This window comes from Corynebacterium sp. c25Ua_89 (genome assembly GCF_047459735.1).
Classification (GTDB): Bacteria; Actinomycetota; Actinomycetes; order Mycobacteriales; family Mycobacteriaceae; genus Corynebacterium; species Corynebacterium simulans.
The window spans coordinates 328302-353419 of record NZ_JASBOD010000001.1; the positions used below are offsets into that span (position 1 = coordinate 328302).

General features: G+C 58.8%; 26 protein-coding genes. 24 read left to right on the forward strand and 2 right to left on the reverse strand.

Annotation, left to right across the window (positions count from 1 at the left end; genetic code table 11):
- Positions 1 to 5: 5 nt before the first annotated feature.
- The 21 genes from prmC to QKB66_RS01635 all read left to right on the forward strand — a co-directional run bounded on the left by prmC (position 6) and on the right by QKB66_RS01635 (position 18120).
- Positions 6 to 851, forward strand: coding sequence for a peptide chain release factor N(5)-glutamine methyltransferase (prmC, locus tag QKB66_RS01535; RefSeq protein WP_414252638.1), 846 nt, complete (start codon positions 6 to 8; stop codon positions 849 to 851).
- Positions 852 to 881: 30 nt separating this feature from the next.
- Complete coding sequence (locus tag QKB66_RS01540; RefSeq protein ID WP_248090633.1) at positions 882 to 1550, forward strand: L-threonylcarbamoyladenylate synthase; 669 nt, start codon at positions 882 to 884, stop codon at positions 1548 to 1550.
- A 15-nt stretch (positions 1551 to 1565) separates the two neighbouring features.
- Entirely contained in the window at positions 1566 to 2741 is a 1176-nt protein-coding gene (locus QKB66_RS01545; protein ID WP_414252531.1) for an MraY family glycosyltransferase, read from the forward strand.
- Between the two features lie 38 nt (positions 2742 to 2779).
- The gene (locus QKB66_RS01550; protein WP_311517983.1) at positions 2780 to 3223 is read left to right on the forward strand and encodes a hypothetical protein; all 444 of its coding nucleotides are present in this window, start codon (positions 2780 to 2782) and stop codon (positions 3221 to 3223) included.
- 438 nt (positions 3224 to 3661) lie between these two features.
- Positions 3662 to 4462 carry a F0F1 ATP synthase subunit A gene (gene atpB, locus QKB66_RS01555; RefSeq protein WP_414252532.1) on the forward strand — a complete coding sequence of 267 codons (801 nt, stop codon included), beginning with the start codon at positions 3662 to 3664 and terminating at the stop codon, positions 4460 to 4462.
- Positions 4463 to 4567: 105 nt separating this feature from the next.
- Entirely contained in the window at positions 4568 to 4807 is a 240-nt protein-coding gene (locus QKB66_RS01560; protein ID WP_005532052.1) for an ATP synthase F0 subunit C, read from the forward strand.
- Positions 4808 to 4852: 45 nt separating this feature from the next.
- Positions 4853 to 5419: a F0F1 ATP synthase subunit B gene (locus tag QKB66_RS01565; protein WP_061921968.1), complete on the forward strand. Its 567-nt coding sequence runs from the start codon at positions 4853 to 4855 to the stop codon at positions 5417 to 5419.
- A 6-nt stretch (positions 5420 to 5425) separates the two neighbouring features.
- Positions 5426 to 6241, forward strand: a complete 816-nt coding sequence (locus QKB66_RS01570; RefSeq protein ID WP_062035312.1) for a F0F1 ATP synthase subunit delta — start codon at positions 5426 to 5428, stop codon at positions 6239 to 6241.
- A gap of 65 nt (positions 6242 to 6306) precedes the next feature.
- Positions 6307 to 7947 (forward strand): F0F1 ATP synthase subunit alpha, encoded by a 1641-nt coding sequence (gene atpA, locus QKB66_RS01575; protein WP_248090624.1) that lies wholly within the window; start codon positions 6307 to 6309, stop codon positions 7945 to 7947.
- Between the two features lie 57 nt (positions 7948 to 8004).
- Complete coding sequence (locus tag QKB66_RS01580; RefSeq protein ID WP_414252533.1) at positions 8005 to 8988, forward strand: F0F1 ATP synthase subunit gamma; 984 nt, start codon at positions 8005 to 8007, stop codon at positions 8986 to 8988.
- A 3-nt stretch (positions 8989 to 8991) separates the two neighbouring features.
- Positions 8992 to 10437 carry a F0F1 ATP synthase subunit beta gene (gene atpD / locus QKB66_RS01585; RefSeq protein ID WP_062035306.1) on the forward strand — a complete coding sequence of 482 codons (1446 nt, stop codon included), beginning with the start codon at positions 8992 to 8994 and terminating at the stop codon, positions 10435 to 10437.
- A gap of 10 nt (positions 10438 to 10447) precedes the next feature.
- Positions 10448 to 10816 (forward strand): F0F1 ATP synthase subunit epsilon, encoded by a 369-nt coding sequence (locus QKB66_RS01590; protein ID WP_061921985.1) that lies wholly within the window; start codon positions 10448 to 10450, stop codon positions 10814 to 10816.
- Positions 10817 to 10997: 181 nt separating this feature from the next.
- Positions 10998 to 11474 (forward strand): DUF2550 domain-containing protein, encoded by a 477-nt coding sequence (locus QKB66_RS01595; protein WP_248090622.1) that lies wholly within the window; start codon positions 10998 to 11000, stop codon positions 11472 to 11474.
- Between the two features lie 24 nt (positions 11475 to 11498).
- Positions 11499 to 12191 carry an endonuclease NucS gene (gene nucS, locus QKB66_RS01600; RefSeq protein WP_248090619.1) on the forward strand — a complete coding sequence of 231 codons (693 nt, stop codon included), beginning with the start codon at positions 11499 to 11501 and terminating at the stop codon, positions 12189 to 12191.
- Positions 12191 to 12475: a hypothetical protein gene (locus tag QKB66_RS01605; RefSeq protein WP_414252534.1), complete on the forward strand. Its 285-nt coding sequence runs from the start codon at positions 12191 to 12193 to the stop codon at positions 12473 to 12475. The genes nucS and QKB66_RS01605 overlap by 1 nt, the downstream gene beginning before the upstream one ends.
- Before the next feature lie 10 nt (positions 12476 to 12485).
- Positions 12486 to 12794 (forward strand): MTH1187 family thiamine-binding protein, encoded by a 309-nt coding sequence (locus QKB66_RS01610; protein WP_248090611.1) that lies wholly within the window; start codon positions 12486 to 12488, stop codon positions 12792 to 12794.
- Positions 12791 to 13675 (forward strand): tetratricopeptide repeat protein, encoded by an 885-nt coding sequence (locus QKB66_RS01615; protein ID WP_311517987.1) that lies wholly within the window; start codon positions 12791 to 12793, stop codon positions 13673 to 13675. Before QKB66_RS01610 ends, QKB66_RS01615 begins: the two co-directional genes overlap by 4 nt.
- A 123-nt stretch (positions 13676 to 13798) precedes the next feature.
- Positions 13799 to 15235 (forward strand): cation:dicarboxylate symporter family transporter, encoded by a 1437-nt coding sequence (locus QKB66_RS01620; RefSeq protein WP_414252535.1) that lies wholly within the window; start codon positions 13799 to 13801, stop codon positions 15233 to 15235.
- A gap of 21 nt (positions 15236 to 15256) precedes the next feature.
- On the forward strand, positions 15257 to 15652 hold the full coding sequence (locus QKB66_RS01625) for a low molecular weight phosphatase family protein (RefSeq protein ID WP_248090602.1): 396 nt from the start codon (positions 15257 to 15259) through the stop codon (positions 15650 to 15652).
- A gap of 53 nt (positions 15653 to 15705) precedes the next feature.
- On the forward strand, positions 15706 to 16503 hold the full coding sequence (locus QKB66_RS01630) for an ABC transporter ATP-binding protein (RefSeq protein ID WP_248090599.1): 798 nt from the start codon (positions 15706 to 15708) through the stop codon (positions 16501 to 16503).
- 6 nt (positions 16504 to 16509) lie between these two features.
- A complete protein-coding gene (locus QKB66_RS01635) occupies positions 16510 to 18120 on the forward strand; it encodes a hypothetical protein (RefSeq protein WP_414252536.1) in 1611 nt (536 codons plus the stop codon).
- Here the strand turns inward: QKB66_RS01635 and glgB are convergent.
- A complete protein-coding gene (glgB, locus tag QKB66_RS01640; RefSeq protein ID WP_414252537.1) occupies positions 18117 to 20237 on the reverse strand; it encodes a 1,4-alpha-glucan branching protein GlgB in 2121 nt (706 codons plus the stop codon). The two genes, QKB66_RS01635 and glgB, sit on opposite strands and share 4 nt — an antisense overlap.
- Positions 20238 to 20271: 34 nt before the next feature.
- On the reverse strand, positions 20272 to 22239 hold the full coding sequence (locus tag QKB66_RS01645) for a maltotransferase domain-containing protein (RefSeq protein WP_414252538.1): 1968 nt from the start codon (positions 22237 to 22239) through the stop codon (positions 20272 to 20274).
- A 91-nt stretch (positions 22240 to 22330) separates the two neighbouring features.
- Between QKB66_RS01645 and QKB66_RS01650 the strand changes: the two genes are divergently transcribed.
- The 3 genes from QKB66_RS01650 to QKB66_RS01660 are packed head-to-tail and all read left to right on the forward strand — an operon-like array spanning position 22331 to position 25107.
- Positions 22331 to 23131, forward strand: coding sequence for an ABC transporter ATP-binding protein (locus QKB66_RS01650; protein WP_062041113.1), 801 nt, complete (start codon positions 22331 to 22333; stop codon positions 23129 to 23131).
- 12 nt (positions 23132 to 23143) lie between these two features.
- Positions 23144 to 23971: an NUDIX hydrolase gene (locus QKB66_RS01655; protein WP_311517990.1), complete on the forward strand. Its 828-nt coding sequence runs from the start codon at positions 23144 to 23146 to the stop codon at positions 23969 to 23971.
- The gene (locus tag QKB66_RS01660; protein ID WP_414252539.1) at positions 23968 to 25107 is read left to right on the forward strand and encodes a THUMP-like domain-containing protein; all 1140 of its coding nucleotides are present in this window, start codon (positions 23968 to 23970) and stop codon (positions 25105 to 25107) included. The genes QKB66_RS01655 and QKB66_RS01660 overlap by 4 nt, the downstream gene beginning before the upstream one ends.
- The last annotated feature ends 11 nt before the right edge of the window (positions 25108 to 25118 follow it).

Genomic DNA, 25118 nt, shown 5'->3' on the forward strand with positions numbered 1-25118 from the left:
ACGCAATGGCGCTTCGCGATGCCGCGGAGCGCTTTCGCGCATCTGGAGTACCTAGCCCGGAGTGGGACGCACGAGTGCTTGCCTCCGAGCTCATTGGTTGTGGGCATATGGACATCCCACTGGATGCCCAACCGATTCCCGGCTTTGCCATCGCCTATGAGGGCTGGGTCGCACGCCGTGAGGCCCGCGAGCCGCTGCAGCACATTCTGGGCACGGCCTGGTTTGGCCCGCTCGAGCTCAAGGTAGGCCCGGGCGTGTTTATTCCACGCCCAGAAACGGAAGTCCTGGCGGATTGGGGAGTGCGGGTGCTTCGCGACGTCGCCAAGCCTCGCGTTGTTGATCTGTGCACCGGCAGCGGGGCACTGGCCGCCTATGTAAAGAATGAGCGGCCGGACGCGGATGTATTCGCGGTCGAGCTTTCTGAAGATGCGCTGCCTTTTGCCCGCAGCAATCTTGCCCAAGACGTGCATCTGGTCCACGGCGATGCAACAGACTTCTCGCTTCTGGCCGAACTCGACGGCACCGTGGATCTCGTGCTCACGAATCCGCCTTATGTTCCGGAGACACCGGACCTAGAGCCCGAGGTCTACCGCGACCCGCACATGGCGGTCTTCGGCGGCGCCGATGGCATGGAGGTCATCGACTGTCTCGTGCCTCGCATTGCGAAGTTACTGCGTCCCGGCGGGAAAGTAGGCATCGAGCACGACGATGCCACGAGCGAGGCTGTGCAAGTTGCGTTGCTGAATTCTGGGCGATTCCACGCTGTCGCAGTGCTGCGAGACCTAACAGGTACCGCGCGTTTTGTAACTGCTATTAAAAGTGCGACCGCCACTCCTACGGGAGTACAGTAGGTTGGTCTGAACACACGAAGTGAGGAAAGAATGCAAGGAAAGATTTATAACTGTGCCGATAAGGCAGAGCGTGAAGAAGGCCTAGCCATCGCGGTCAAAGCAGCAAAGTCTGGCCGCCTCGTCGTGATGCCTACTGACACGTTGTACGGCCTCGGCTGCGACGCCTTCGACAACGACGCTGTGGCCAGCCTCCTTGCAACCAAGCAGCGTGGCCCTGATATGCCCGTTCCGGTCCTCGTGGGGTCCTGGGACACCATCCGCGGTCTCGTCGCGGAGTACACCGATACTGCGCGAGCACTCGTCGAGGCCTTTTGGCCCGGTGGCCTTTCCATCGTGGTCCCGCAGGCGCCTTCCTTGCCATGGAACTTGGGAGATACCCGCGGCACGGTTATGTTGCGCATGCCGCTGCATCCCATTGCCATCGAGCTTCTGCGTGAGGTTGGACCGATGGCTGTGTCCTCCGCGAATATTTCCGGGCATCAGCCACCGACCACCGCGCTGGCCGCAAAGCAGCAGCTTGGTAAAGCCGTTACCGTTTACTTGGACGGTGGCGAGACTGCCGTTGGCAAGCCTTCCACCATCATCGATTTGTCCGCTGAGCACCCATACCTGCTGCGTGAGGGCGCGCTTTCTGCCGAAGAAATCGCCGAGGTCATTGGCGTGAGCGCCGAGTCGCTGCGCACTCGCCCCACTGCCTAAACAAAAGGAGATTGTGTGAGTGGCACCGGTGTACCGCTGCGCGAGCTAGCGCTTGTCATTTTGGTTGCAGCGACCTTTACCTACCTTGCCACGGGCTTGGTACGTAGCTTCCTCGTCCGCACTGGGCGGGTGGCAGAGATTCGCCTGCGCGATTCGCATTCCCAGCCCACCCCGCAGATGGGTGGCGTGGCAATGTTTACCGGTTTCGGTACCTCAGTGTTCCTAGCCGCCCAGCTTCCAGCCTTGACTCGCGGTTTCATGCCAGTGACCCCTGAGATGAATGCCGTGGTCTGGGCGGCGCTAGCCATCGTGCTCGTGGGCGTCATCGACGACGCCCTCGAACTGGGTGCGATGGTGAAGTTGGTCGGCCAATTGCTCGCCGCTGGAATCATGAGCGGCCTTGGCCTTACCTGGACGCTTCTGTTTATTCCAATCGACGGCGGAACTACGGTGTTGCTCGATCAAATCCAGGGCACACTCTTGACAACCTTCTTTACGGTGCTGCTCATTAACGCAATGAACTTTGTGGACGGTCTTGATGGTCTCGCCGCTGGCTTAGGGCTAATTGCAGGTGGTGCCATCTTGATCTTTTCCATCACGGTTCTGCATGACCAGGGTGGGGCAGTCTCTGCCTATCCGCCGGCGATCATCTCTGCTGCGTTGGTCGGTATCTGTGCGGGCTTCCTGCCGCACAACTTTGAGCCTTCGCGCATCTTTATGGGCGACAGTGGATCGATGCTCATCGGTCTCCTGTTGGCCGCAGCTTCCACCTCTGCTTCCGGCAAGATCAACATGTCGCTGTATGGCACCGTTGACATGGTGGCGCTCGCATCGCCTTTCATTGTGGTCGCCGCAGCTGTGTTTATTCCAGTCTTGGACCTTGTCTGGGCGGTTATTCGCCGCCTTTCGCAGGGCCGATCGCCCTTTTCTGCCGATAAGGCGCACATTCATCACCGCCTGCTTTCACTCGGCCATACCCACCGCCGCACCGTCTTGGTGCTATACCTGTGGGTCTCAGCGGTAGCCTTCGGCGCGGTGTCCTTTTCCATCGTCCCGTGGCCCGTTGCCGTCGCCCTTACCGCCATCGCGCTGGGGGTGGCATTCGGCGTCACGCTCATTCCTCTGCGCCGGGGCAAGCTTGGCCCAAGTAACCGGGCTACCACGGTGGTGGCGCATACCGATCCCGCCTAGGAGTCTCGGGCTGTCGTAGTGCGGTAGGCTTTTGGCCTATGACTGATCCGATGACGAACGCGGCATTAAACAACGTGGATGACTTTGACGACCCAGTTTTGCCGCTCAAGCGTGCACTGCGCTTCGGCTCGATTGCGCTGGTGGCCATCACGATTATCTCGCTCGCTGTGTGGGGTGGCATGCGTGGAATGCCGGGGATTTGGGGAGTGCTTGTCGGTGCCGGCATCGGCGGCGGTTTTGTCCTGCTGACGGTTCTTTCCGTGCTTGCCGCATCGAAGACTAGCCCCACCAACACGATCATCGTCGTTATGGGTAGCTGGCTCATCAAATTGCTGGTGCTGATTGTCATCCTCGCGGTCATTCGCGACATGGACTTCTACGATAAGATGGCGCTCTTTGTCACCGTAGTTCTGGCCCTTATCGCAACGCTGGGTACCGAGGCCTGGGGCGTCGTCAGTGCCCGCGTCTCTTATGTGCATTAGCCACCCTGAAAAAGGGCGGCGGGGATATAACACGAGCCCTTTAGTCTTAATTTCCTTGGGGGAAGATGTGGAAAGGGTGTTAATTCCACCCCCGAGGTGGTGTACAAAAACCGTTTGTGACAAAGGCCATACGGGGGCTTTTGCCTAGTCATGGGCGCTATTTCAGCCAAAAAATCGCCCGCGAGCTACGGGTGCCAACCCGTGCCTACCCTGGTACACGTGAATGAGGCCCTGAACTGATATTATTTCTCGCGGGTTACCACGGGACCGAGATTTTTGCATTGGATCCCGCGCGGTCAATCCCTGTCACTTCTTCGAAGATGTGCGACGGAGTCCGAAGTCGTGGCAGAGAGCTTGAGACGTCCATCGCACCGTCCGCAAAGTTATTTTGCGGCGGCCCTAACACGGGAGAGAACGCTGAGCGTTACAACATTGGCCATGAAAGGGCACTTCCACGCGCCTGATCTGGGTGAAGAATTCTTCCCGGGGCAAGTAGATGCTGACCATCTGTTCTTCGGCGACTTTGCCGACGGATGGTTCGCGCTTGATCGCCTAATGCTGGTGCGCATCTTGATGACGCTGGTATTGGTGGTTCTTTTCATGCTGGCTTTCAAGAACCCGAAGCTGGTTCCGAAGGGTCTGCAGAACGTCGGCGAGAATGCGGTCGATTTCGTCCGTATCCACATCGCCGAAGATATTTTGGGTACTAAGGAGGCCAAGCGATTCCTTCCGGTAATCGCGACGATCTTCTTCGCAGTCCTGTTTATGAATGTGCCGACCATCATCCCGGGACTCAACATCTCGCCGAATGGTCGTATCGGCATGCCTATCGTCCTTGCAGTCGTGTCGTACATCGCAATGATTTACGCCGGCGCAAAGCGCTATGGCTTCGGCAAGTTCATCAAGTCCTCGGTGGTTATTCCTAACCTGCCGCCGGCTTTGCACTTGCTCGTTGTGCCGATCGAGTTCTTCTCGACCTTCATTCTGCGACCAGTTACCCTCGCCATTCGTCTCATGGCGAACTTCTTGGCAGGACACATCATTCTGGTCCTTCTCTTCTCTGCTTCGAACTTCTTCTTCTGGCAGCTGAACGGTTGGACGGCACTGTCCGGTTTGACCATTGTTCTGGGACTGGCTTTCAGCCTGTTCGAGCTCCTGGTCATCTTCCTGCAGGCCTACATCTTCGCGCTTTTGACGGCGGTGTACATCGAACTGTCCCTGCACGCGGATTCGCACTAAGGACGAGGTCGACGAGCGCGACCGAGAATAATCTCAACTTCACAGAAACTATCTCCCTGTCCGTAAACCTGCGGGCAGGACATACGAAAGGGAACGACTTTCACCATGAACGAAATCATTCTTGCACAGGATGCTGCCGCTAACCTCGACAGCCTGAAGGCTGTTGGCTACGGCCTCGCCGCAATCGGCCCTGGTATCGGTATCGGCATCGTTGCCGGCAAGACCGTTGAGGCTATGGCACGCCAGCCTGAAATGGCCGGCCAGTTGCGTACCACCATGTTCCTGGGTATCGCCTTCACCGAGGCTCTTGCACTTATCGGCCTCGTTGCAGGCTTCCTGTTCTAAAAAGTTCGCGTTTTCCTAAACCAACCTTTTAAGACTGGAGACCACATGAACAACGTCTTTTATACGCTTGCGGCGGGGGAGGAGAACCCGGGTTCCGGCAGCTTCTCCGTTCTTCTGCCCAAGAACTATGACATTTTCTGGTCTTTGATCTGTTTCGTTGTCATCTTGATTTTGTTCTGGAAGTTCGTTCTTCCGGCATACAACAAGATGCTCCAGGAGCGCGAGGACCGCATCGAGGGCGGCATGAAGCGTGCTGAGGCTCAGCAGGCTGAAGCTAAGGCTGCTCTCGAGAAGTACAACGCACAGCTTGCTGACGCACGTGCAGAAGCTGCAGAGATCCGCGAGCAGGCGCGCGAGCGCGGCAAGCAGATCGAGGCTGAAGCTAAGACCCAGGCTGAGGAAGAATCCCGCCGCATTGTCGCCTCTGGCGAGAAGCAGCTGGAAGCTTCCCGTGCACAGGTCATCTCTGAGCTGCGTTCCGATATCGGACAGAACTCCATCAACTTGGCTGAGAAGCTGCTGGGCGGCGAACTTTCTTCCGCAACCAAGCAGTCCTCCACGATTGACAACTTCCTGTCCGAGCTCGATTCTGTGGCACCGGCCGGAAAGTAGGCAACTATGAAGGCAGCTAGCCGCGAAGCCCTCGCACACGTAGAGTCCCAGCTGGATCAGATTCTGGCGCAGGACGATGCGATTGCGACGGCGGCACAGGCAGGTCTCGACCTTTTCGAGGTCGTTGATGTCCTTGATGCTGACCGCGAACTGCGCGTCGCGCTAACCGACGCCGCCGTTCCGGCTGCAAACCGCAAGTCACTGGTGCAGAACCTCTTCGGTGCAAAGATTGCTCCGGTCGCCACCCAGGTGATCGAAGCTTCTGCTGCCGAGCAGTGGTCCACCTCCCGTGACTTCGTCAAGGGTCTCGTGTCTCTCGGCCGCCGCGCTCTTCTGCGCGGTGCTGAGGCTCAGGGCCAGCTGGGCCAGGTAGAAGACGAGCTCTTCCGCCTGTCTAGCATCCTGAAGAACGAGGCAGAGCTGACCCAGCTGCTTTCCGACCGAACTGCTACGTCCGCACGTAAGCGCGGATTGCTGGCAAGCGTGCTCTACGGCAAGGTAACGATGTTCTCTGAGGCGCTCGCGCTCCAGGCCATCGGCCGCCCTGAGCAGAACCCGATCGATGATGTCGCGGCACTGGCCGACTACGCAGCTAAGCTGCAGGGTCGCACCATTGCTCGTGTTACCACCGCGGGTGAGCTGAATGATAGCCAGCGTGCAGCACTCGCTGAGAAGCTGGGCAAAATTTATGGTCGTGCGATGTCCATTCACTCTGAGGTTGACACCAGCCTCCTCGGTGGTATGACCATCCGCGTCGGCGACGAAGTTATCGACGGCTCCACGGCAGGCAAGATTGCCCGCCTGCGTGCCAAGATGGCTTAAGTCAGGCCGAAACGACAGAAATGATTAAGTAATTGCTGGAAGATACTACCGAGAGCAGGAAGAACATGGCGGAGCTGACGATCTCCTCCGATGAGATTCGTAGCGCGATTGCGAACTACACCTCGAGCTACTCCGCGGAGGCCTCCCGTGAGGAGGTCGGCGTGGTCATTTCGGCAGCTGACGGTATTGCGCAGGTTTCTGGCCTGCCATCCGTTATGGCGAATGAGCTGCTCGAGTTCCCAGGCGGCGTTATCGGCGTCGCACAGAACCTTGACACCAACTCCATCGGTGTCGTTGTCCTGGGCAACTTCGAGTCCCTCACCGAGGGCGACGAGGTCAAGAGGACTGGCGAAGTCCTTTCCATCCCTGTGGGCGAGGAATTCCTCGGCCGCGTTATCAACCCACTGGGCCAGCCGATCGACGGCTTGGGCCCAATCGCCGCTGAAGAGGACCGCGTCCTCGAGCTGCAGGCACCTTCCGTGCTGCAGCGTCAGCCGGTTGAAGAGCCGATGCAGACTGGCATCAAGGCTATTGACGCAATGACCCCGATTGGTCGTGGTCAGCGTCAGTTGGTCATTGGTGACCGTAAGACTGGTAAGACCGCAGTCTGCATCGACACCATCCTGAACCAGAAGGCTAACTGGGAGTCTGGCGACAAGGACAAGCAGGTACGTTGTATCTACGTCGCTATCGGCCAGAAGGGCTCCACCATCGCTGGAGTCCGCCACACCCTGGAGCAGCACGGCGCACTGGAGTACACCACCATCGTGGCAGCTCCGGCTTCCGACGCCGCCGGCTTCAAGTGGCTGGCACCGTTCTCCGGTGCAGCCCTGGGTCAGCACTGGATGTACCAGGGCAACCACGTCCTGGTCATCTACGATGATCTCACCAAGCAGGCTGAGGCCTACCGTGCGATTTCCCTTCTGCTGCGCCGTCCGCCGGGCCGCGAGGCATACCCGGGCGACGTCTTCTACCTCCACTCCCGTCTGCTGGAGCGTGCTGCAAAGCTCTCCGACGACATGGGTGCAGGTTCCATGACCGCACTGCCGATCATCGAGACCAAGGCGAACGACGTTTCCGCCTTCATCCCGACCAACGTTATTTCCATTACCGACGGCCAGGTCTTCCTGGAGTCCGACCTGTTCAACCAGGGCGTCCGTCCGGCAATTAACGTCGGTGTCTCCGTCTCCCGTGTGGGTGGCGCTGCACAGACCAAGGGCATGAAGAAGGTCGCCGGTAACCTGCGTCTTGAGCTTGCTGCTTACCGTGACCTGCAGGCATTCGCTGCCTTCGCTTCCGACCTCGACCCTGCCTCCAAGGCACAGCTCGAGCGCGGTGAGCGTCTGGTTGAGCTGCTCAAGCAGGCGGAGTCCTCCCCGCAGCCAGTCGAGTTCCAGATGGTTTCCATCTACTTGGCTGACCAGGGCATCTTCGACGTCGTTCCCGTCGAGGATGTACGTCGCTTCGAGGCTGAGGTACACGAGTACCTGCACTCGAATACCCCGCAGGTATTCGAGCAGATCGCTGGTGGCCAGCCTCTGTCCGACGAATCCAAGGATGCGCTCGTCAAGGCTGCTAAGGACTTCACCCCGACCTTCCGCACCACCGAGGGCCACAATCTGGGCTCCGAGGCAGAGGTCGAGGCGCTCGATGCGGCAGAGGTAAAGAAGACCGAGCTCAGCGTCTCCCGTAAGACGGCTAAATAGAGTCCGCACAGCTCTAAGAATCAACCGTCGAGATAATAGAAGGGAGGAGCGAACACCATGGCTAATCTTCGTGAACTGCGCGACCGAATCCGGTCCGTCAATTCCACTAAGAAGATCACCAAGGCACAGGAGCTCATTGCTACCTCGCGCATTACCAAGGCACAGGCTAGGGTTGAGGCTTCACAGCCTTACGCACACGAGCTTGCGAATGTGATGAACAAGCTCGCAGCGGCCAGCTCGCTGGATCACCCGATGCTTCGTGAACGTGAAGATGGCAAGGTCGCCGCTATTCTCGTGGTCTCTTCTGACCGCGGTATGTGTGGTGGCTACAACAACAACATCTTCAAGAAGGCAGCCGAGCTCGAAGCCCTGCTCAAGAAGCAAGGCTACGAGATCGTCCGCTACGTCACGGGTAATAAGGGCGTTGGCTTCTACAAGTTCCGTGAAGCTGATGTCGCAGGCAGCTGGGCTGGTTTCTCGCAGGATCCGTCCTGGGAGACCACCCACGATGTCCGTCGTCACATGATCGACGGCTTCATTGCAGGTTCCAAAGGTACTGCCAAGTACCGCGACGGCCTCAACACCCCGGGCGAAGGCATCCGTGGCTTCGACCAGGTCCACGTTGTGTACACCGAGTTTGAGTCCATGCTGACCCAAACCGCGCGTGCACAGCAGTTGTTGCCGGTGGTTCCGGTTATTGAGGATGAGGAATTCCACCTCGGAGAGTCCGCGCTTTCCGACTCCGAGCCTACGGATCAGGTTTCGCCTGATTTCGAGTTCGAGCCGGATGCTGACACTCTTATGGAGGCACTGCTTCCGCAGTACGTCTCTCGTATCCTCTTTGCGATGTTCTTGGAGGCTTCCGCTTCCGAGTCCGCAGCACGCCGTACCGCAATGAAGTCTGCTACTGACAATGCAACCGAGCTGGTCAAGGACCTCTCGCGCGTGGCCAACCAGGCTCGTCAGGCACAGATTACCCAGGAAATTACAGAGATCGTCGGTGGCGCTGGGGCGCTCGCCGAAAGCGCAGAAAGTGACTAGATTATGACTTCAGCTCTGCAAGAGCAGAACACACAGTCGTCGGCTGTTGCCGGCCGTGTGGTGCGCGTCATCGGTCCGGTCGTCGACGTGGAATTCCCGCGTGGCGGACTACCGGCACTGTACAACGCACTGACCGTCGAGATTTCTCTCGAGGCTGTTGCAAAGACCGTCACCCTCGAGGTCGCTCAGCACCTCGGTGACAACCTCGTCCGTACCGTTTCCATGGCACCGACCGACGGCCTCGTCCGCGGCGCTACCGTGACCGATACTGGCAAGCCAATATCTGTTCCAGTCGGCGATGTGGTCAAGGGCCACGTCTTCAACGCACTGGGCGACTGCCTCGACCAGCCTGGTCTGGGCCGCGACGGTGAGCAGTGGGGCATCCACCGTGAGCCGCCAGCATTCGACCAGCTCGAGGGCAAAACCGAAATCCTGGAGACCGGTATTAAGGTTATCGACCTCCTGACCCCGTACGTGAAGGGCGGCAAGATCGGCCTCTTCGGTGGTGCAGGCGTTGGTAAGACCGTTCTCATCCAGGAGATGATTACTCGTATCGCACGCGAGTTCTCCGGTACCTCTGTCTTCGCCGGCGTCGGCGAGCGTACCCGTGAGGGCACCGACCTCTTCCTCGAGATGGAAGAGATGGGTGTTCTCCAGGACACCGCCCTCGTGTTCGGCCAGATGGATGAGCCGCCAGGAGTCCGTATGCGCGTGGCTCTGTCCGGCCTGACCATGGCGGAGTACTTCCGCGATGTGCAGAACCAGGACGTGCTGCTGTTCATTGACAACATCTTCCGTTTCACCCAGGCTGGCTCTGAGGTTTCGACCCTGCTGGGGCGTATGCCTTCCGCCGTTGGCTACCAGCCAACCTTGGCTGACGAGATGGGTGTCCTGCAGGAGCGCATTACCTCCACGAAGGGCAAGTCGATTACCTCTCTGCAGGCCGTTTACGTCCCTGCGGATGACTACACCGACCCGGCTCCGGCCACCACCTTCGCCCACCTCGATGCAACCACCGAGTTGGACCGTGGTATTGCTTCCAAGGGTATTTACCCGGCTGTGAACCCGCTGACCTCGACCTCTCGTATTCTGGAGCCGTCCATCGTGGGCGAGCACCACTACGAGGTTGCGCAGCGCGTCATTCACATCCTGCAGAAGAACAAGGAACTCCAGGACATCATCGCCATCCTTGGTATGGACGAGCTGTCCGAGGAGGACAAGGTCACCGTTCAGCGCGCACGTCGTATCGAGCGCTTCCTGGGCCAGAACTTCTTCGTCGCAGAGAAGTTCACCGGCCTGCCGGGCTCCTACGTCCCGCTGACCGAGACCATCGATGCTTTCGAGCGCATCTGCAACGGCGAGTTCGATCACTACCCAGAGCAGGCATTCAACGGCCTGGGTGGCTTGGACGACGTCGAGGCTGCGTACAAGAAGCTTTCCGAGAAGTAGGGAGTGGCACATGGCTGACATCACCGCTGAATTGGTATCCGTCGAGCGTAAGCTGTGGGCTGGTAAGGCCACGCTGGTTACGGCTGAGACCACTGAGGGTGAGATCGGCGTGCTTCCTGGCCACGAGCCATTGGTCGGTCAGCTGGCCGACAATGGTGTTGTGACCATCCACCCAGTCGACGGCGAGCGCCTCGTCGCCGCGGTCCAGGGTGGCTTCCTCTCCGTGTCCAAGGACAAGATCACTGTCCTCGCCAACTGGGCCACTTGGTCCACCGAAGTTGATGAGGCACAGGCTTCCGAAGACCAGAAGTCCGAGGAGTTTATTGTCCACAACCGTGGTGAAGCCGCTCAGCGAGCGCTTCGTCGCGCCAAGGGCTAGGTAGAGTAACGGGCAGCAAAGCCCTTCCACTCTCATAAGCGCCCCACCTTTCTTTCACCAGAAAGGTGGGGCGCTTTTTCTACCGCTTTTGCTACGGGGTTTAGTGGCATAACAGCTGGGGAAGATACTAGAATTTTATCTAAAATCTTTCAGGTTCAGGATTAAAAGGGAGCGGCAGGATATGTACATTTCAGGTCTAGGCTGGTTGTTCCTCATCGTGGCGGCTTCTATCCTTTTGTGCTTTATCCTTGCTGCTCGTCGCTTTTTCAAGTTGCGTGCGCGCGGGACCTCTGTATTGCTGAGAACCCTTCCCGCTAAAAACTCTCATTCTTGGCGTCATGGCGTGATGCGCTATAACGGAGAATACGTGGAGTACTTCAAGCTGCGTTCGGTTTCGGTCCAGGCAGACCTTCGTTTCAATCGCCTCGGCGTCGAGCTAATTGGCACTCGTCAATTAGACGATGACGAGGCTGCTTTTATGTCCGCCGCCAACCAGGTAATCCGCTTTTCCTTCGCGGATCAGGAATACGAAATTGCCACTGACCTACACGGAATCATGGGTCTTACCGCCTGGATTGAGGCGGCGCCTTCCAAGCGCTTGCAACGTCCTGACTATCGGCGTCTGCGCCAGCGCGCTACCCGTTTTACTAAGGAGTAGGCGGCTACCTATAGGGTAGAGGGCATGCGTTTAGTCATCGCTCGTTGTTCAGTTGATTATGTCGGCCGTTTGGATGCCCATTTGCCCGTCGCCGATCGCCTCATCCTCGTCAAGGCAGATGGTTCCGTGTCGATCCACGCCGACGACCGCGCCTATAAGCCGCTGAATTGGATGACTCCGCCGTGCACGCTGGAGGAATCCGCCATCACTGACATCGACGGCGAGGACACTGGCGAGCAGCTGTGGCTCGTTGAAAACCCCAAGGGGGAGCAGCTGCGTATCACGATCGCGGAGATTCACCAAGACATCTCCGTCGAGTTGGGCGAGGATCCAGGGCTTGTTAAGGACGGCGTCGAGGCGCACCTGCAGGAGCTGCTCGCCGAGCACATCGATACCCTGGGCGAGGACTATTCGCTCGTTCGGCGCGAGTATCCAACCGCAATTGGCCCAGTCGATATCATGGCCAAAGACCAAGACAATAAGTTCGTTGCGGTTGAGGTCAAGCGCCGCGGTGGTATAGACGGCGTCGAGCAGCTCACGCGCTATCTGGAGCTTCTCAACCGTGACGAGCTGCTGGCACCCGTGCAAGGCGTGTTTGCAGCCCAGGAAATCAAGCCGCAGGCCCGTACGCTGGCCGAGGACCGTGGTATTCGCTGCGTCATCCTTGACTACCAAGATCTGCGCGGCATCGAGTCGAACGAGCTGCGTCTTTTCTAATGCCACGCCGCAACAGGAGAAACCGCGTCAGCCCGCGCCCGCTGCCTAAGGACGGTTCTACCTTTCTAGGTTCGCAGACCGTCGAGGGCCCAAAGTGGACCCACGGTGAGCCCTTCATCATGCGCCATATCGGCAGCGCGGTGGCTACCAAGTTCTATATCTGCCCCGGCTGCAACCAAAATATTCCGCCTCGCGTTGCCCATATCGTGGCCTGGCCGCGTGATACAGGCGGCAGGGAAGATGACCGCCGCCACTGGCACCGTCACTGCTGGGAGCGTAGGTAGGATAGCGGACATGATTGTTGCTTTTTCTGTCGCGCCAACCGTGGTGGGCGAGGAAACTGCGGAGATGTCTGCAGCCGTCGCCGAAGCCGTCCGCGTGGTGCGCGCATCCGGCTTGCCCAACGAGACCAATGCCATGTTTACCCTTTTAGAAGGCGAATGGGATGAGGTCTTTGCCGTAATCAAGGAAGCCACCGACGCGGTACGCAAGGTTTCGCCGCGTACCTCGCTTGTAGTCAAGGCCGATATCCGCGAAGGCGTGACTGGCCAGTTGACGCAAAAGGTGGAGTCTGTGAATCGACGTTTGGAGGAAAACAAGTGACCGGACCTTATGTAGGCGGTGCCCTCGATTTGGGCGCGCTGAAGCAGCAAAAGGAGACTGAGAAAGCGCCTTCCGGGGTCTCTGCATTCTTCGAGGTAACCGAGGCTAACTTCGAATCCGAACTGATTCGCCGTTCCGCCGAGGTGCCCGTTATTGCGCTCATCGGTTCTTCGCGTTCGCCCGCCTCCGAGCAACTGAAGAATGACCTGCGCGCTGTCGCAGAGGCCGGTGGTCTCAAGTTCATCGTTGGCTACATCGACGCCGATGCTATCCCGCAGGTAGCGCAGGTCTTTGGCGTGCGCAATCTGCCAACCACCGTCGCCCTAGCTGCCGGCCAGCCGATTACCAACTTCGAGGGAGCCCAGCCCAAGGATGCGCTGGAGCAGTGGACTGCCACGCTCGTCGAGAAGCTTGGGCCTCAATTGAGTGGTCTCAGCACCGAGACCCCAGAACCAGAACCTGCCGCGGACCCACGCGTGCAGGCCGCCGAGGAATCCCTAAACCGCGGCGATTTCGACGCAGCCATCGCCCACTACGACGCCATTTTGGCCGACGATCCAGACAACGCCGAGGCCAAGCAGGCCCGCAACACCACCCAGGTTTTGCGTCGTCTCGACCCGGCCAACCGCACCGAGGATCCGATTGCTGCCGCCGACGCCGCGCCAAACGACGTCGCCAAGCAGTGCGATGCCGCCGACGCCGAGGTAGTCGCCGGTGCGCCCGAGAAAGCCTTCGAGCGCCTCATCTCGGCGATGCAAACAACCGCAGGCGACGACAAGCAAGCCCTCAAGGATCGCTTGCTCGAGCTCTTCGCGCTTTTCGACGCCTCCGATTCCCGTGTCCTGCAAGCGCGCACCAAGCTCGCAAGCGCTCTTTATTAGCGAAGGGGTAATTAGAGCACCCCCGGCTTTCGGGAATTTCTGGATCGCTTTTTCCGGTTCTATTATCAGGGCAGAAAATCCTTGACAGAGCAAATTAAGAGGCCAATTAAAAGGGAGTGCTCTATGCCCACTATGCAACCAATTAATGGTCCAAAAATCCCGGAGCCCAAAGCCCCGAAGAAGGACCGTACCCACTGGCTCTACATCGGCGTCATCGTTGCGGTGATTGCCGGTATTGCCTTGGGTCTAGTCGCCCCGGGCGTTGCCGTTAACTTCAAGCCATTGGGCACGATGTTCGTCAGCCTCATCAAGATGGTCATCGCGCCAATCATTTTCTGCACCATCGTGCTGGGCATCGGCTCGGTGCGTGCTGCGGCATCGGTCGGTAAGGCCGGTGGCATCGCTTTGGCGTACTTCATCACGATGTCCACCTTTGCGCTGGCGATCGGCCTCGTGGTCGGAAACTTCATCGATCCCGGCGCTGGCCTTCATATTAGCGGCGGTGATGGCTCTAAGTACATCAAGGCAGGTGCGGAAGGCGAAGGTCTTTGGGGCTTTGTCAGCTCCATCGTCCCAGAGACCATGTTCTCGGCGTTTACCTCGGGATCTGTTCTCCAGGTCCTGTTTATTGCATTGCTGTGTGGCTTCGCCGTGCAGTCCATGGGCGACGCAGGCGAACCTATTCTTGGCTTCGTCGCCAGCCTGCAGCGCCTCGTCTTCAAGATCCTCAACATGATTTTGTGGCTGGCGCCGCTCGGCTCTTTCGGTGCTATGGCCGGCGTCGTTGGTGAGACCGGCATGGATGCCGTGAAGTCCTTGGCCACCCTGATGCTGGCTTTCTACATCACCTGCTTCCTCTTCGTATTCGTGGTACTCGGCCTCATCGCCCGTGTATTCGGCGGCATCAGCATGTGGAAGCTCTGCAAGTATCTGGGCCGCGAGTTCCTGCTCATCGTTGCTACTTCTTCTTCTGAATCCGCGTTGCCGAACCTCATGCGCAAGCTGGAACACCTCGGCGTGGAGAAGCCGACCGTGGGTATCGTTGTACCGACCGGTTATTCCTTCAACCTGGATGGCACCGCTATTTATCTGACGCTTTCCGCCATCTTCATTTCCGAGGCAATGCATATGCCGATGAACTTGGGCGAGCAGGTGGGCCTGCTGGTCTTTATGATCATCGCGTCCAAGGGCGCAGCGGGTGTCTCCGGAGCCGGCATCGCAACGCTGGCTGCGGGCTTGCAGTCCCACCGTCCTGAGCTCCTCGGCGGCGTCGACGTCATCATGGGCATCGACCGCTTTATGTCCGAGGCTCGCGCTCTGACCAACTTTGCCGGCAACGCGCTCGCAACCATCCTGGTTGGCCGCTGGACCAAGACCGTAGACATGGACCGCGTCACGAAGGTCCTCAACGGTGAGGAACCATACGCTGATTCCGGCAAGGACAGCACCGTTAACCTGCGCATGCCAGACGTGGAGAACCCAGCCCACGACCGCCTGCAGCCAACGCAGCAGGTTGACTTGGAGCGCTACAAAGACGGCTCTGAGATGTACTACAAATAGTTCTCGCTATACTGCGAGGCTATGACGAAAGTACTCTTCCTCTGCAATTCCAACCGCGGCAAGTCCCAGATGGCCGCAGCTTTGGCGAAGCTGCACGCTCCCTCGTGGGAGGTCTATTCGGCAGGCGTCCAGGTGGCCGAACCGGGCCAGCCCGGCGACGTAAATCTCGAGGCGTCCCATTGCCTGGCCGAAGTAGGCGCCGACATGTCGGAGGGCACGCCCAAGCCGGTTGATCCGGAACTTGCCGCGAAGGTTGATCATGTCATCATCGTTGGCGGAGCAGACTACTCAGGCCCCGCCGAGCGCTGGGAGATTGAAGATCCCTCCCAGCGTGGCGTCGAGGGGAAGCAAAGGATGGTCGAGCTGCGCGACGATATTGATGCCCGCGTCAAAGAATTGATTGCGCGCCATAATTAATTTGGATACTAAATACCTAGAAATAGGTAACTTTTTCTAATAAAGTGCGGTGCATGACAAGTCCGCACCGAGCACCGATTTCGCCCGATCCTAGGCAGCACGCCTTTGCGGTCCGTGACCTTAACAAATCCTTCAATGGTTCTCCCGCCGTTCGCAATCTAGATCTCGACGTCCCGCGAGGTTCCATTTATGGCATCGTCGGCCCCAACGGCGCGGGCAAAACCACGATGTTGACCATGGCCTGCGGTCTTCTGCGCCCCGATAGCGGCGAGTCATTCGTTGCCGGTCACCGCGTGTGGCACGATCCCATCCCTGCGAAGGCATCGATGGGCTTGCTCATGGACGGCGCACCCGTATTCGACCGCCTCACGGGCGCCGAGTATCTCTACTACTTGGGCGCGCTACGCAAGCTCGACGAGGGGGAGGCACAGCGCCGTGCCGTCGAGCTCCTGCACGTGCTCGCGCTTGACGACGCCGCCTCCAAACGCATCGCCGACTATTCCGCCGGCATGACCAAGAAGATTCTGCTTGCCGGCGCAGTACTCCATAATCCTGAGGTGCTCATCCTCGATGAGCCGCTCGAGGCAGTCGATCCAGTATCTGGCCGCCTAATCCAAAACCTTCTCGTGAACTTTGCCTCCCGCGGCGGCACCGTGGTGATTTCCTCCCACGTCATGTCCCTAGTCGAAGGACTTTGTACCTCCGTGGCAATCATCAACGAGGGCCAGGTGCTCACCTCCGGCACCGTCGATGAGGTCCGCGGTGACAAGAGCCTCACTGACGTCTTCATTGAACTCGTCGGTGGCGCCGATCTCGATTCCAACGCCTTCCAGTGGTTGGGTAGAAACTAGGCCGTGATGGACACCAGCAAAACCCTCGTCAAGCTACACCGCACACTATGGAGCAGGACCTTCAAAGAAAACACCGCGCAGTGGATGATGGTGCTCCTCTTCGTCATCTATGGCCTGATCGGCCTCGCGAACACTGGGCTTATGGCCGGCTTAGATCTGAGTGAAGGCACGCGCAATGCTCACGCTCTCACCACAGTCAACCTCCTCGGCGTAGCGATTTACCTCATGCTCGCGATGGTGATGCCCGCCGGTGAAAAGCAGCTTTACCCGGATACTTTGAAGGGCCTGCCGCTTTCTTTAGAAGAGGTCCGGCCCGCCATGCTGCGCATTTCTTTCCTTACCTCCCGCGTCGGGCTTTCTGCAGGTTTTAGCATTATCTGGGCAATCGTCGGTGCGATCATGCTCGTGAGCATCGGTGACTTCAACGTCATTGCCGTACCCGCATTCGTGCTCGGCATGGCGCTTTCGTGGTTTATCACTATCTGTTTGTCGGAGTGCCTGATGAGCGTTGCCAGCAACGTGGTCAGCTTGGAAAGTGATCGCAGCAAGTTCATCGGCGGCATTCTCGGCACCGTATTGATGCTCTGCGTCATTCTCTTAAACGGCCAGATTGAAGATACAGTGCCGCTCGGCACCATCGGCAAATATGCCGCATGGACGCCATTTACCGCAGCGACCGGTTGGGCCACCGCGCTTGCCAACGGCTCTTACATGGAAGCACTCGCGCAGCTTCTAATCGCAATTGTCACCGCAGTGGGGCTCTTCGCGGTCTGGCGGCACTTAATCAAAACAGAATTCGCCCAAAGCCAGCAGCACGCCCGGCCTGCGCCAGCCACAAAGACAAAGCAGCACGGCGTATCCCGCCTCCGCCTGATGGGCTTGGCCTATCGCAGTCCCGCCATGATGGAGTACTCGCGCTCGTTGCTTTATATCGTCCGCGATATGCGCCTAGTAAATACCTTGATCTCCTTGCCGGTGCTCGCAGGATTCTGTCTCTACCACATCTTTAACGGCAACTTGACCGCTGGTTTAGGCGTGCTCGTGATGCTCGGTCTCGTGGGCGGCCTACTCGGCGTCAACGACTATGGCTACGATGGCCCCTCCGGCTGGCTGAAGATGATGGCACCTTGTGCACCAAGCAAGTTTCTGCTGGCCCGCCATCGCGCGCACGTGACGCCCGCTGCAATTGTCATCATCCTTTGCGTCATCCTGGCGCTCATCATCAGCCCTGAACGCCTGAAGGTATTGGCCTTTGGTTGTGCTGCAATAGGAATGCTGCTTTCGGTCAGCGCCTGTTCACTAGCTTTGTCAGTCTATAACCCTTATCCCGTCTCCGCGCCTGGTACCAATGCGTGGACTGATAAGTCTGGCTACTCCGCACCCGCCTTTGTGGCCAGCCTCTTCGGACTCATCTTCGGCTGGATTGCCGTGGCCCCAGGTCTTGTTTGCCTAGGCATCGCCGTTACCCAAGACAAGGCTTCGTTGCTAGTAGTCGGTGTCATCTTGAGCCTTGCCGTGCCGGCTATCGTCCACGCACTGGTGGCGTTTATCGCCGGCAAGCGGGTCGACGCCCGGATGCCGGAGATTTACGCCAAGGTCGACACCTGGGTCAGCTAGCCCACAAAGCGGTACCACTGCACGGAGTTGGCCGGGAGGTGTAGATCCGCGGAATTCGACGTGGAGTGCACCTTATGTGCCAAGTCATTGCCCGCGCCCTCGTAGACGGCGTCGTCGGTGTTGAGCAGCAACTCCCACGCGCCGTCGCGGGGCAGCCACATGTGGTAGTTCGGAATGGAGTTGCCTGAGAAATTGCACACGGCGAGCAGCGCCGAGCCATCGTTGCCGTAGCGCACGTAACCCAAGACGTTATTGTTCGAGTCATCAGCCTTGACCCACTGGAAACCATCCTGCGTAAAGTCCTGGGACCACAGGGCAGGGGTGTCTTTGTAAACGATATTGATATCGCGCACTAAGCGCTTGATGCCGCGATGCCACTCACCGCCCCAGCCTTCGAGATTGGCCCAGTCCACAGAACTGGATTCGTTCCACTCTGCGACCTGGCCAAACTCTTGCCCCATAAACAGCAGGTTCTTGCCCGGATGTGAGAACATGTAGCCGTAGAGTGCACGCAAGCCTGCGGCCTTGTTCCACTCGTCGCCAGGCATGCGCGTCCACAGCGAGCCCTTGCCATGGACCACCTCATCGTGGCTAAACGGCAGCACGTAGCGTTCTGAATAGGCATAGACCATAGAGAAGGTCAGCTCGCCGTGATGGTGCTGGCGGTAGATGGGCTCATGTGTGAAGTACTCGAGGGTGTCATTCATCCAGCCCATATTCCATTTCAGGGAAAATCCGAGGCCGCCTTCCGAGGTGGGAGCAGTAACGCCCGGCCAAGAGGTCGATTCCTCGGCAATGGTCAGCACGCCGGGATGCAGGCGCTGCAGGGTAGCGTTCGTCTCCTGCAAGAACTGTACCGCTTCCAGGTTTTCGCGTCCGCCGTACTGGTTGGGCAGCCAAACTTCACGTGAGTAGTCCAAGTAGAGCATCGAGGCCACCGCATCCACGCGCAGGCCGTCGACGTGGAATTCTTCGGCCCAATACAGCGCGTTTGCTACCAAGAAGTTGCGCACCTCGTTGCGGCCAAAGTCAAAGACGTAGGTTCCCCAGTCGGCCTGCTCGCCGCGGCGGGGATCGGGGTGCTCGTAGAGTGCCTGGCCGTCAAAGCGTCCCAGTGCAAATTCGTCTTTGGGAAAGTGCGCCGGGACCCAGTCGATGAGGACGCCGATGCCGGCGTTATGCAGGGCGTCGATAAGCGCACGCAACTCATCCGGCGACCCCCAGCGCGCCGACGGCGCGTAGTAGCCCGAGACTTGGTAGCCCCAAGAACCGCCGAAGGGGTGCTCGGCCACCGGAAGCAGCTCGACGTGGGTGAAGCCATGCTCGAGGACGTAATCGATGAGCTCAGCGCGCAGCCTGTTGTAGTCGGCGCCTTGTTTCCAGGAACCCACATGCAGCTCGTAGATGCTCATCGGCACATCGAGATTGCCGTTACGAGCATCCATCCATGCGGAGTCATTCCACTCGTAATCGTTTGCCATGACTACCGAGACTGTCTCCGGCGGAGCAATCGTTTGCTTCGCCATCGGATCAGCCTTATCGATGCGCCGGCCGTCCGCGGTTTGAATCGCGAACTTATAGCGCTCGCCGGGGCCGATGCCGGGGACGAAGAGCTCCCAGACCCCGGTTGCGCCCAAACAGCGCATCGGCGACTGCGCGGGATTCCAGCCGTTGAAGTCGCCTACTACGGCAACGCCTTTGGCATTCGGCGCCCACACCGCAAACGAAACACCTCCAACCCGGCCCAAATGCGTGTCGTAGCTGTGCAGATTCGCGCCAAGTACCTCCCAAAGCCGCTCGTGGCGACCTTCCGAAATCAGATGTAGATCGAACGTGCTTGCAGTGGGCAAGAACCGGTAGCCGTCGGCCACCTCGACCGGAGCCTGGCCTGGGTAAGTCACCCGGAAACGGTAATCCTGCTCCTGGTCTAGTGCGCTCTCCCACAGGTCGTGGCCTACAGCATTCATCTCGTGCACGGCAGTTTCGGTGACCAGCTCCACCTTCTCGGCGCCAGGGCGACGAGTTAAGACCGTGCCGTCGTGCCAGCCATAAAAGTCATGTGGGGCATGGTGGCGACACTCGTTGAGGCGGGCGAGATCTGCTTCCGGAATGTTCATGAGTTCACGTTACCTAAATCGAAGGAGACAGGACTTAAGGTCGATAATCGTTGACGTCGCGCCAGGCAAGGCGGTCCAAGGAATGCGGGTCAGCCTGCGGCAGCACGAAGAGATGGGCGACGTCGCGCATCGGTTCGAGTCGCACGAAGTTGCGGTTGGACCAGTTATAGGCGGCGCCGGTAATGGCATCGTGGACGGTGTAGACGTCACCGTCGGCCCTGCCGATCGCTTCCATATCTACGGTAACGGTGGCTTCTTGGGCATTGCGCGGATCCAGGTTGATCACGGCCAGGATCACGTTGCCCGTCGCAGGATCTGCCTTGGAGTAGGCAATGATTTTTTCGTTATCGACGTCGTGGAATTTGAGGTTGCGCAGCTGCTGCAGCGCGGGGTTCTCACGGCGAATGAGATTGAGCAGGCGAATATAGGATTCCAACGATGCGCCACGGGTAGCCGCCTCCTGGAAGTCGCGCGGGCGCAGCTCGTACTTCTCAGAGTCCATGTACTCCTCGCTGCCCGGCGCCACTGCCTCGTGCTCATAAAGCTCATAGCCGGAGTACACGCCCCATAGCGGAGACAGAGTCGCGGCCAAAGCCGCGCGGATAGCGAACATGGCCCGCCCGCCGGTCTGCAAAGACTCGTGCAGGATGTCAGGCGTATTCACAAAGAGGTTGGGGCGGCAAATATCCGCCTGCTCCACGTGCATCTTGGCAAACTCGGTCAGCTCGTGCTTCGAGGTTTGCCAGGTGAAATAGGTATAGGACTGGGTAAAGCCTGCCTTTGCCAAGCCGAACAGCCGTGGCGCGCGGGTAAAGGCTTCCGCCAGGAAGATGACCTCCGGATGGGTCACGTGCACCTTGTCGATGAGCCAGGTCCAAAAGTTTGCTGGCTTGGTATGCGGGTTATCCACGCGGAAGGTGGTTACGCCCGCCTCGATCCAGATCATTACGATGCGGAAGATCTCGTTGTAGATCGCGTCTGGGTCGTTGTCGAAGTTCAGGGGATAGATGTCCTGGTACTTTTTCGGCGGATTCTCCGCATAAGCGATGGTGCCGTCAGCCAAGACCGTGAAAAACTCTGGGTTCGTTTTAGCCCACGGATGATCCGGTGCGGCCTGGAGCGCCAGGTCCAGCGCTACTTCGAGCCCCAGCTCCTGCGCGCGGGAAACCAGCTTTTTGAAATCGTCCATCGTGCCCAAGTCTGGGTGAGTGGTGGAATGATCTTGAATTGCCCACGGCGAGCCGACGTCGCCCGGTTCAGCCATCACCGAGTTGTTCTTGCCCTTGCGATGAACCTTTCCGATGGGGTGGATCGGCGGGAAATACACTGTGTCGAAACCCATGTCTGCGACTCGCTCCAACGCCTTTGCTGTGGTCTTGAAGGTTCCGTGGACCGGGTTGCCTTCTTCATCCCAACCGCCCGTAGAGCGCGGGAAGAGCTCATACCAAGAGTTATAAAGCGCTTCTCGGCGCTCGACCAGCACCTCGTGGACCTCGCCTTCTACGAGCAGATCCCGCAAGGGGTGCGCATGCAGTTTCTTTGCCACGGCGTCGGAAAGCGCTGCCTCGACGCGCGAGGCCAGGTCCAAAGACTCATTCGCTAGCGACTTAGCAACATCGGGCATTCCCGCCCGCTCAAAAAGCTCTGCGCCGTGGAGGAGATCGTTGGAAAGCTCGGCGGCCGTCTGCCCCGCAGCCATCTTCTTTTCCACCGCATTGCGCCACGTTGCCATCGGGTCTGACCACGCATCGATACGGAAGAACCAGCGCCCACAGGTAAGCGGAGTAAACACACCATGCACACGGTCAGGGTCAATTGGGTCTTGGTCCATGGTGACCGAGGAAACCGAAGGGGATTCGGTATTCCACACTGAAAGGGTTGCCGACACCGCATCATGGCCTTCCCGCCAGACCAACGCGGTTACCGGAACCACCTCATTAACCACGGCCTTAGTGGGAGAGAAGCTAGGACGGACATCATCGATGGCGAGGCGTGTAGTCATGCCCTTTAGAGTAGTGCAGCTGTGTCAGTTTCACCGGGCAACCAGAATTTCCGCCACAATATAAGACGTGAATGCTGTGAATAACGAAACAATGCCCGTAACCGACGAAGATTGGCTCATCGACTTTCGCGGCGTCGAGCTGCGCCGTGGCGGAAAAACCTTGGTGGGTCCAGTCGATTGGCAAGTTGAGCTCGACGAGCGTTGGGTCATCATCGGCCCAAACGGCGCGGGTAAGACCAGCTTGGTCCGCATGGCTTCTGCGGAAGAGTTTCCTTCTAAAGGAACCGCTTTTTTGATGGGCGAGCAGATCGGCAAGACCGACATGCGCGATCTGCGTGCCGCCATCGGCATTTCTTCCGCCGCAGTGCAGCACCGCATTCCCGACGGCGAGCGAGTCGACGACCTCGTTATCTCCGCCGGCTATGCAGTCTTGGGACGCTTCCGCGAGGAGTACCAAGACATGGACTTTAGCCGCGCCTTCGAAATCCTTGATCAGGTGGGTGCCCGCCACTTGGCCGAGCGCACCTGGGGAACCCTATCGGAGGGCGAGAAGAAGCGTGTCATCTTGGCTCGTGCCCTCATGTCCAACCCTGAGCTACTCATCCTCGACGAGCCTTCCGCCGGCATGGACCTAGGAGGCCGCGAGGATCTCGTGGGCTACTTGGGCGATCTGGCAATGGATGCCGATGCACCAGCAATCGTCATGATTACCCACCACGTCGAGGAAATCCCTTATGGATTTACCCATGCGATGATCCTCGATGAGGGTAAGGTCGTGGCGAAGGGACTAATCAATACGGTCCTTACCTCAGAAAACCTTACGCAGGCTTTCCACCAACCAATTCAGGTGGATCGAATCGGTGAACGTTACTTCGCTCGCCGCATACGCTAAACGGAACTTTGCATGACTCGACCCATTCACGAGAGCCTTGACGCGATCGACCACAGCGAAACCACCGGTTTTAACGGTGGACGCTTGGCCGCTACCGTCCTGCTGCTGCGCGACGGCCAAGAAGGGCTCGAGGTTTGGCTCCAGGAACGGGTCTCCACGATGCGCAATTACCCGGGGCACGCAGTGTTTCCGGGCGGGGGAGTAGACCCCCGCGATTTCCCGCCAAGAATGTGGAGTTCCGGCGATCTCTGGGCGGGCCGCTCCGTTATTTCCTTGGCCCGTCGCATGGGCGTTACCAAATACAAGACCCACGCCTTGGTCTTCGCCGCCATCCGGGAACTCTTCGAGGAATCCGGCACCTTGCTTGCCATTCGCGATGACGGAATCGTCTCCGACGCCTCGCGCTTTCACCGCGAACGCGTCATGCTGGAGACCCACGAGATTTCCTTTACCGAATTCCTCATGAACAACGGCATGCGCGCCGACGCCGACATGCTCATGCCGTGGTCTCGGTGGGCGGGCGAAGACTGCGGACAATGGTTCGATACCTTCTTCTTCATCGCCGTTCTACCGGAAGGCCAAGAGCCCGACGGCGATACCACGGAGGCAGACGACGCCGGATGGTTCCCGCCCCGCCTCGTCCTTGACGGGTGGCGCGCCGGGCTTGTCCGCCTGGCCCTTCCCACCTGGGCGCAAATGCTGCGCCTGAGCAATTACTCCACGGTGCGAGAAGCGCTTGACGACGCCTCCTTCTCCGACCTTCGCCCCATCATCGGCGACCCCGAGCACGACTCGCGCTACCGCGAATTCTTCAGCACTCAACCCGTAGACAGAATATGAGTTATACCCTCGCCGAGATCGACTTCTTAGTCCAGCACCAACCGGAGATAGCGGGCCTTGACCTTGAATTCAGCAAGGCCTCCCAATTAGGCGACGTCGCCAAGCTCCAGCAACAATTCGGTGAGCACGCCCGCGCCGTAGCCGAACTCATCAAAGCCCGAAACAGTAAAAAGCTGCCCAGCGACTGGCTTATGGACTCCGATTCCGTGCAGCAGGCCACCCCGCTCGAAGTAGCCAAACATCGTGGCGCTTTCTTGACAAACCTGGGTGTCGAACTCGTCCACGATGTCACCTGTTCCATCGGTACCGAGGGGGCTGCGTGGGCTCCAGGAAAATATGTAGGCTCTGACCTCGACCGTTCGCGCATCAAGATGGCGCAGCACAACACCCCGCATCCCTTCTTCTGCGCGGACGCTTTGACGCAGAGCTCAACGGCACCCGTTATCATCGCCGACCCAGCGCGCCGAAGCGGCGGCAAACGCATTACCGATCCCGCAAAGCTCCTGCCGCCGTTGCCCGATCTTCTGGCGGCACACGAGTGCGAACTCGCCGTCAAGTGTGCCCCCGGCCTCGACTTTTCAGATTGGCAAGGTTTGGTATCCATCGCCAGCGTCGACGGCAACGTCAAAGAGGCCTGCCTGTATACACCTGGCCTGGGCGTTGGCCGCAGCGCAGTCATGATCAAAGGTGGAAAGGCTGATGTTCTCTTCAGCGCCGACTTCGACGAGGCCGACCTGCCCGAAGCCGGCGACATTGGCACCTACATCATGGACCCAGACGGCGCGGTTGTACGCGCGGGGCTTGTGCGCCATTACGCCAAGCGCGAAGGCCTCCACCAGCTGGACCCACGTATCGCATATCTGACAGGCGAGCGAATCCCGCGCGGCTGCTCTGGATTTGAATTCATCGAGGCGGTGCCAGTCAAGAAACTCAAAGCCGCACTGCAGTCACACGATGCTGGCTCCCTCGAGATACTGGTCCGCGGTCTAGACATCGACCCCGATCAGCTGCGGAAGAAGCTTAAGCTCAAAGGAAGCCGTTCCATGGCGGTCATCATGACACGCATCGGAACTAAGGGAATCGCGTTGCTGTGCGGACCACGAGTAGTATCGTCCGAGGATAATTACGCAACATAAATCTATCGGAA

Coding starts and splice junctions, on each gene's coding strand:
- prmC (WP_414252638.1), top strand. CDS start 6: ATGGCGCTTCGCGATGCCGCGGAGCGCTTTCGCGCATCTGGAGTACCT.
- QKB66_RS01540 (WP_248090633.1), top strand. CDS start 882: ATGCAAGGAAAGATTTATAACTGTGCCGATAAGGCAGAGCGTGAAGAA.
- QKB66_RS01550 (WP_311517983.1), top strand. CDS start 2,780: ATGACTGATCCGATGACGAACGCGGCATTAAACAACGTGGATGACTTT.
- atpB (WP_414252532.1), top strand. CDS start 3,662: ATGAAAGGGCACTTCCACGCGCCTGATCTGGGTGAAGAATTCTTCCCG.
- QKB66_RS01560 (WP_005532052.1), top strand. CDS start 4,568: ATGAACGAAATCATTCTTGCACAGGATGCTGCCGCTAACCTCGACAGC.
- QKB66_RS01565 (WP_061921968.1), top strand. CDS start 4,853: ATGAACAACGTCTTTTATACGCTTGCGGCGGGGGAGGAGAACCCGGGT.
- QKB66_RS01570 (WP_062035312.1), top strand. CDS start 5,426: ATGAAGGCAGCTAGCCGCGAAGCCCTCGCACACGTAGAGTCCCAGCTG.
- atpA (WP_248090624.1), top strand. CDS start 6,307: ATGGCGGAGCTGACGATCTCCTCCGATGAGATTCGTAGCGCGATTGCG.
- QKB66_RS01580 (WP_414252533.1), top strand. CDS start 8,005: ATGGCTAATCTTCGTGAACTGCGCGACCGAATCCGGTCCGTCAATTCC.
- atpD (WP_062035306.1), top strand. CDS start 8,992: ATGACTTCAGCTCTGCAAGAGCAGAACACACAGTCGTCGGCTGTTGCC.
- QKB66_RS01590 (WP_061921985.1), top strand. CDS start 10,448: ATGGCTGACATCACCGCTGAATTGGTATCCGTCGAGCGTAAGCTGTGG.
- QKB66_RS01595 (WP_248090622.1), top strand. CDS start 10,998: ATGTACATTTCAGGTCTAGGCTGGTTGTTCCTCATCGTGGCGGCTTCT.
- nucS (WP_248090619.1), top strand. CDS start 11,499: ATGCGTTTAGTCATCGCTCGTTGTTCAGTTGATTATGTCGGCCGTTTG.
- QKB66_RS01605 (WP_414252534.1), top strand. CDS start 12,191: ATGCCACGCCGCAACAGGAGAAACCGCGTCAGCCCGCGCCCGCTGCCT.
- QKB66_RS01610 (WP_248090611.1), top strand. CDS start 12,486: ATGATTGTTGCTTTTTCTGTCGCGCCAACCGTGGTGGGCGAGGAAACT.
- QKB66_RS01620 (WP_414252535.1), top strand. CDS start 13,799: ATGCCCACTATGCAACCAATTAATGGTCCAAAAATCCCGGAGCCCAAA.
- QKB66_RS01625 (WP_248090602.1), top strand. CDS start 15,257: ATGACGAAAGTACTCTTCCTCTGCAATTCCAACCGCGGCAAGTCCCAG.
- QKB66_RS01630 (WP_248090599.1), top strand. CDS start 15,706: ATGACAAGTCCGCACCGAGCACCGATTTCGCCCGATCCTAGGCAGCAC.
- QKB66_RS01635 (WP_414252536.1), top strand. CDS start 16,510: ATGGACACCAGCAAAACCCTCGTCAAGCTACACCGCACACTATGGAGC.
- glgB (WP_414252537.1), bottom strand. CDS start 20,237: ATGAACATTCCGGAAGCAGATCTCGCCCGCCTCAACGAGTGTCGCCAC.
- QKB66_RS01645 (WP_414252538.1), bottom strand. CDS start 22,239: ATGACTACACGCCTCGCCATCGATGATGTCCGTCCTAGCTTCTCTCCC.
- QKB66_RS01650 (WP_062041113.1), top strand. CDS start 22,331: ATGCCCGTAACCGACGAAGATTGGCTCATCGACTTTCGCGGCGTCGAG.
- QKB66_RS01655 (WP_311517990.1), top strand. CDS start 23,144: ATGACTCGACCCATTCACGAGAGCCTTGACGCGATCGACCACAGCGAA.
- QKB66_RS01660 (WP_414252539.1), top strand. CDS start 23,968: ATGAGTTATACCCTCGCCGAGATCGACTTCTTAGTCCAGCACCAACCG.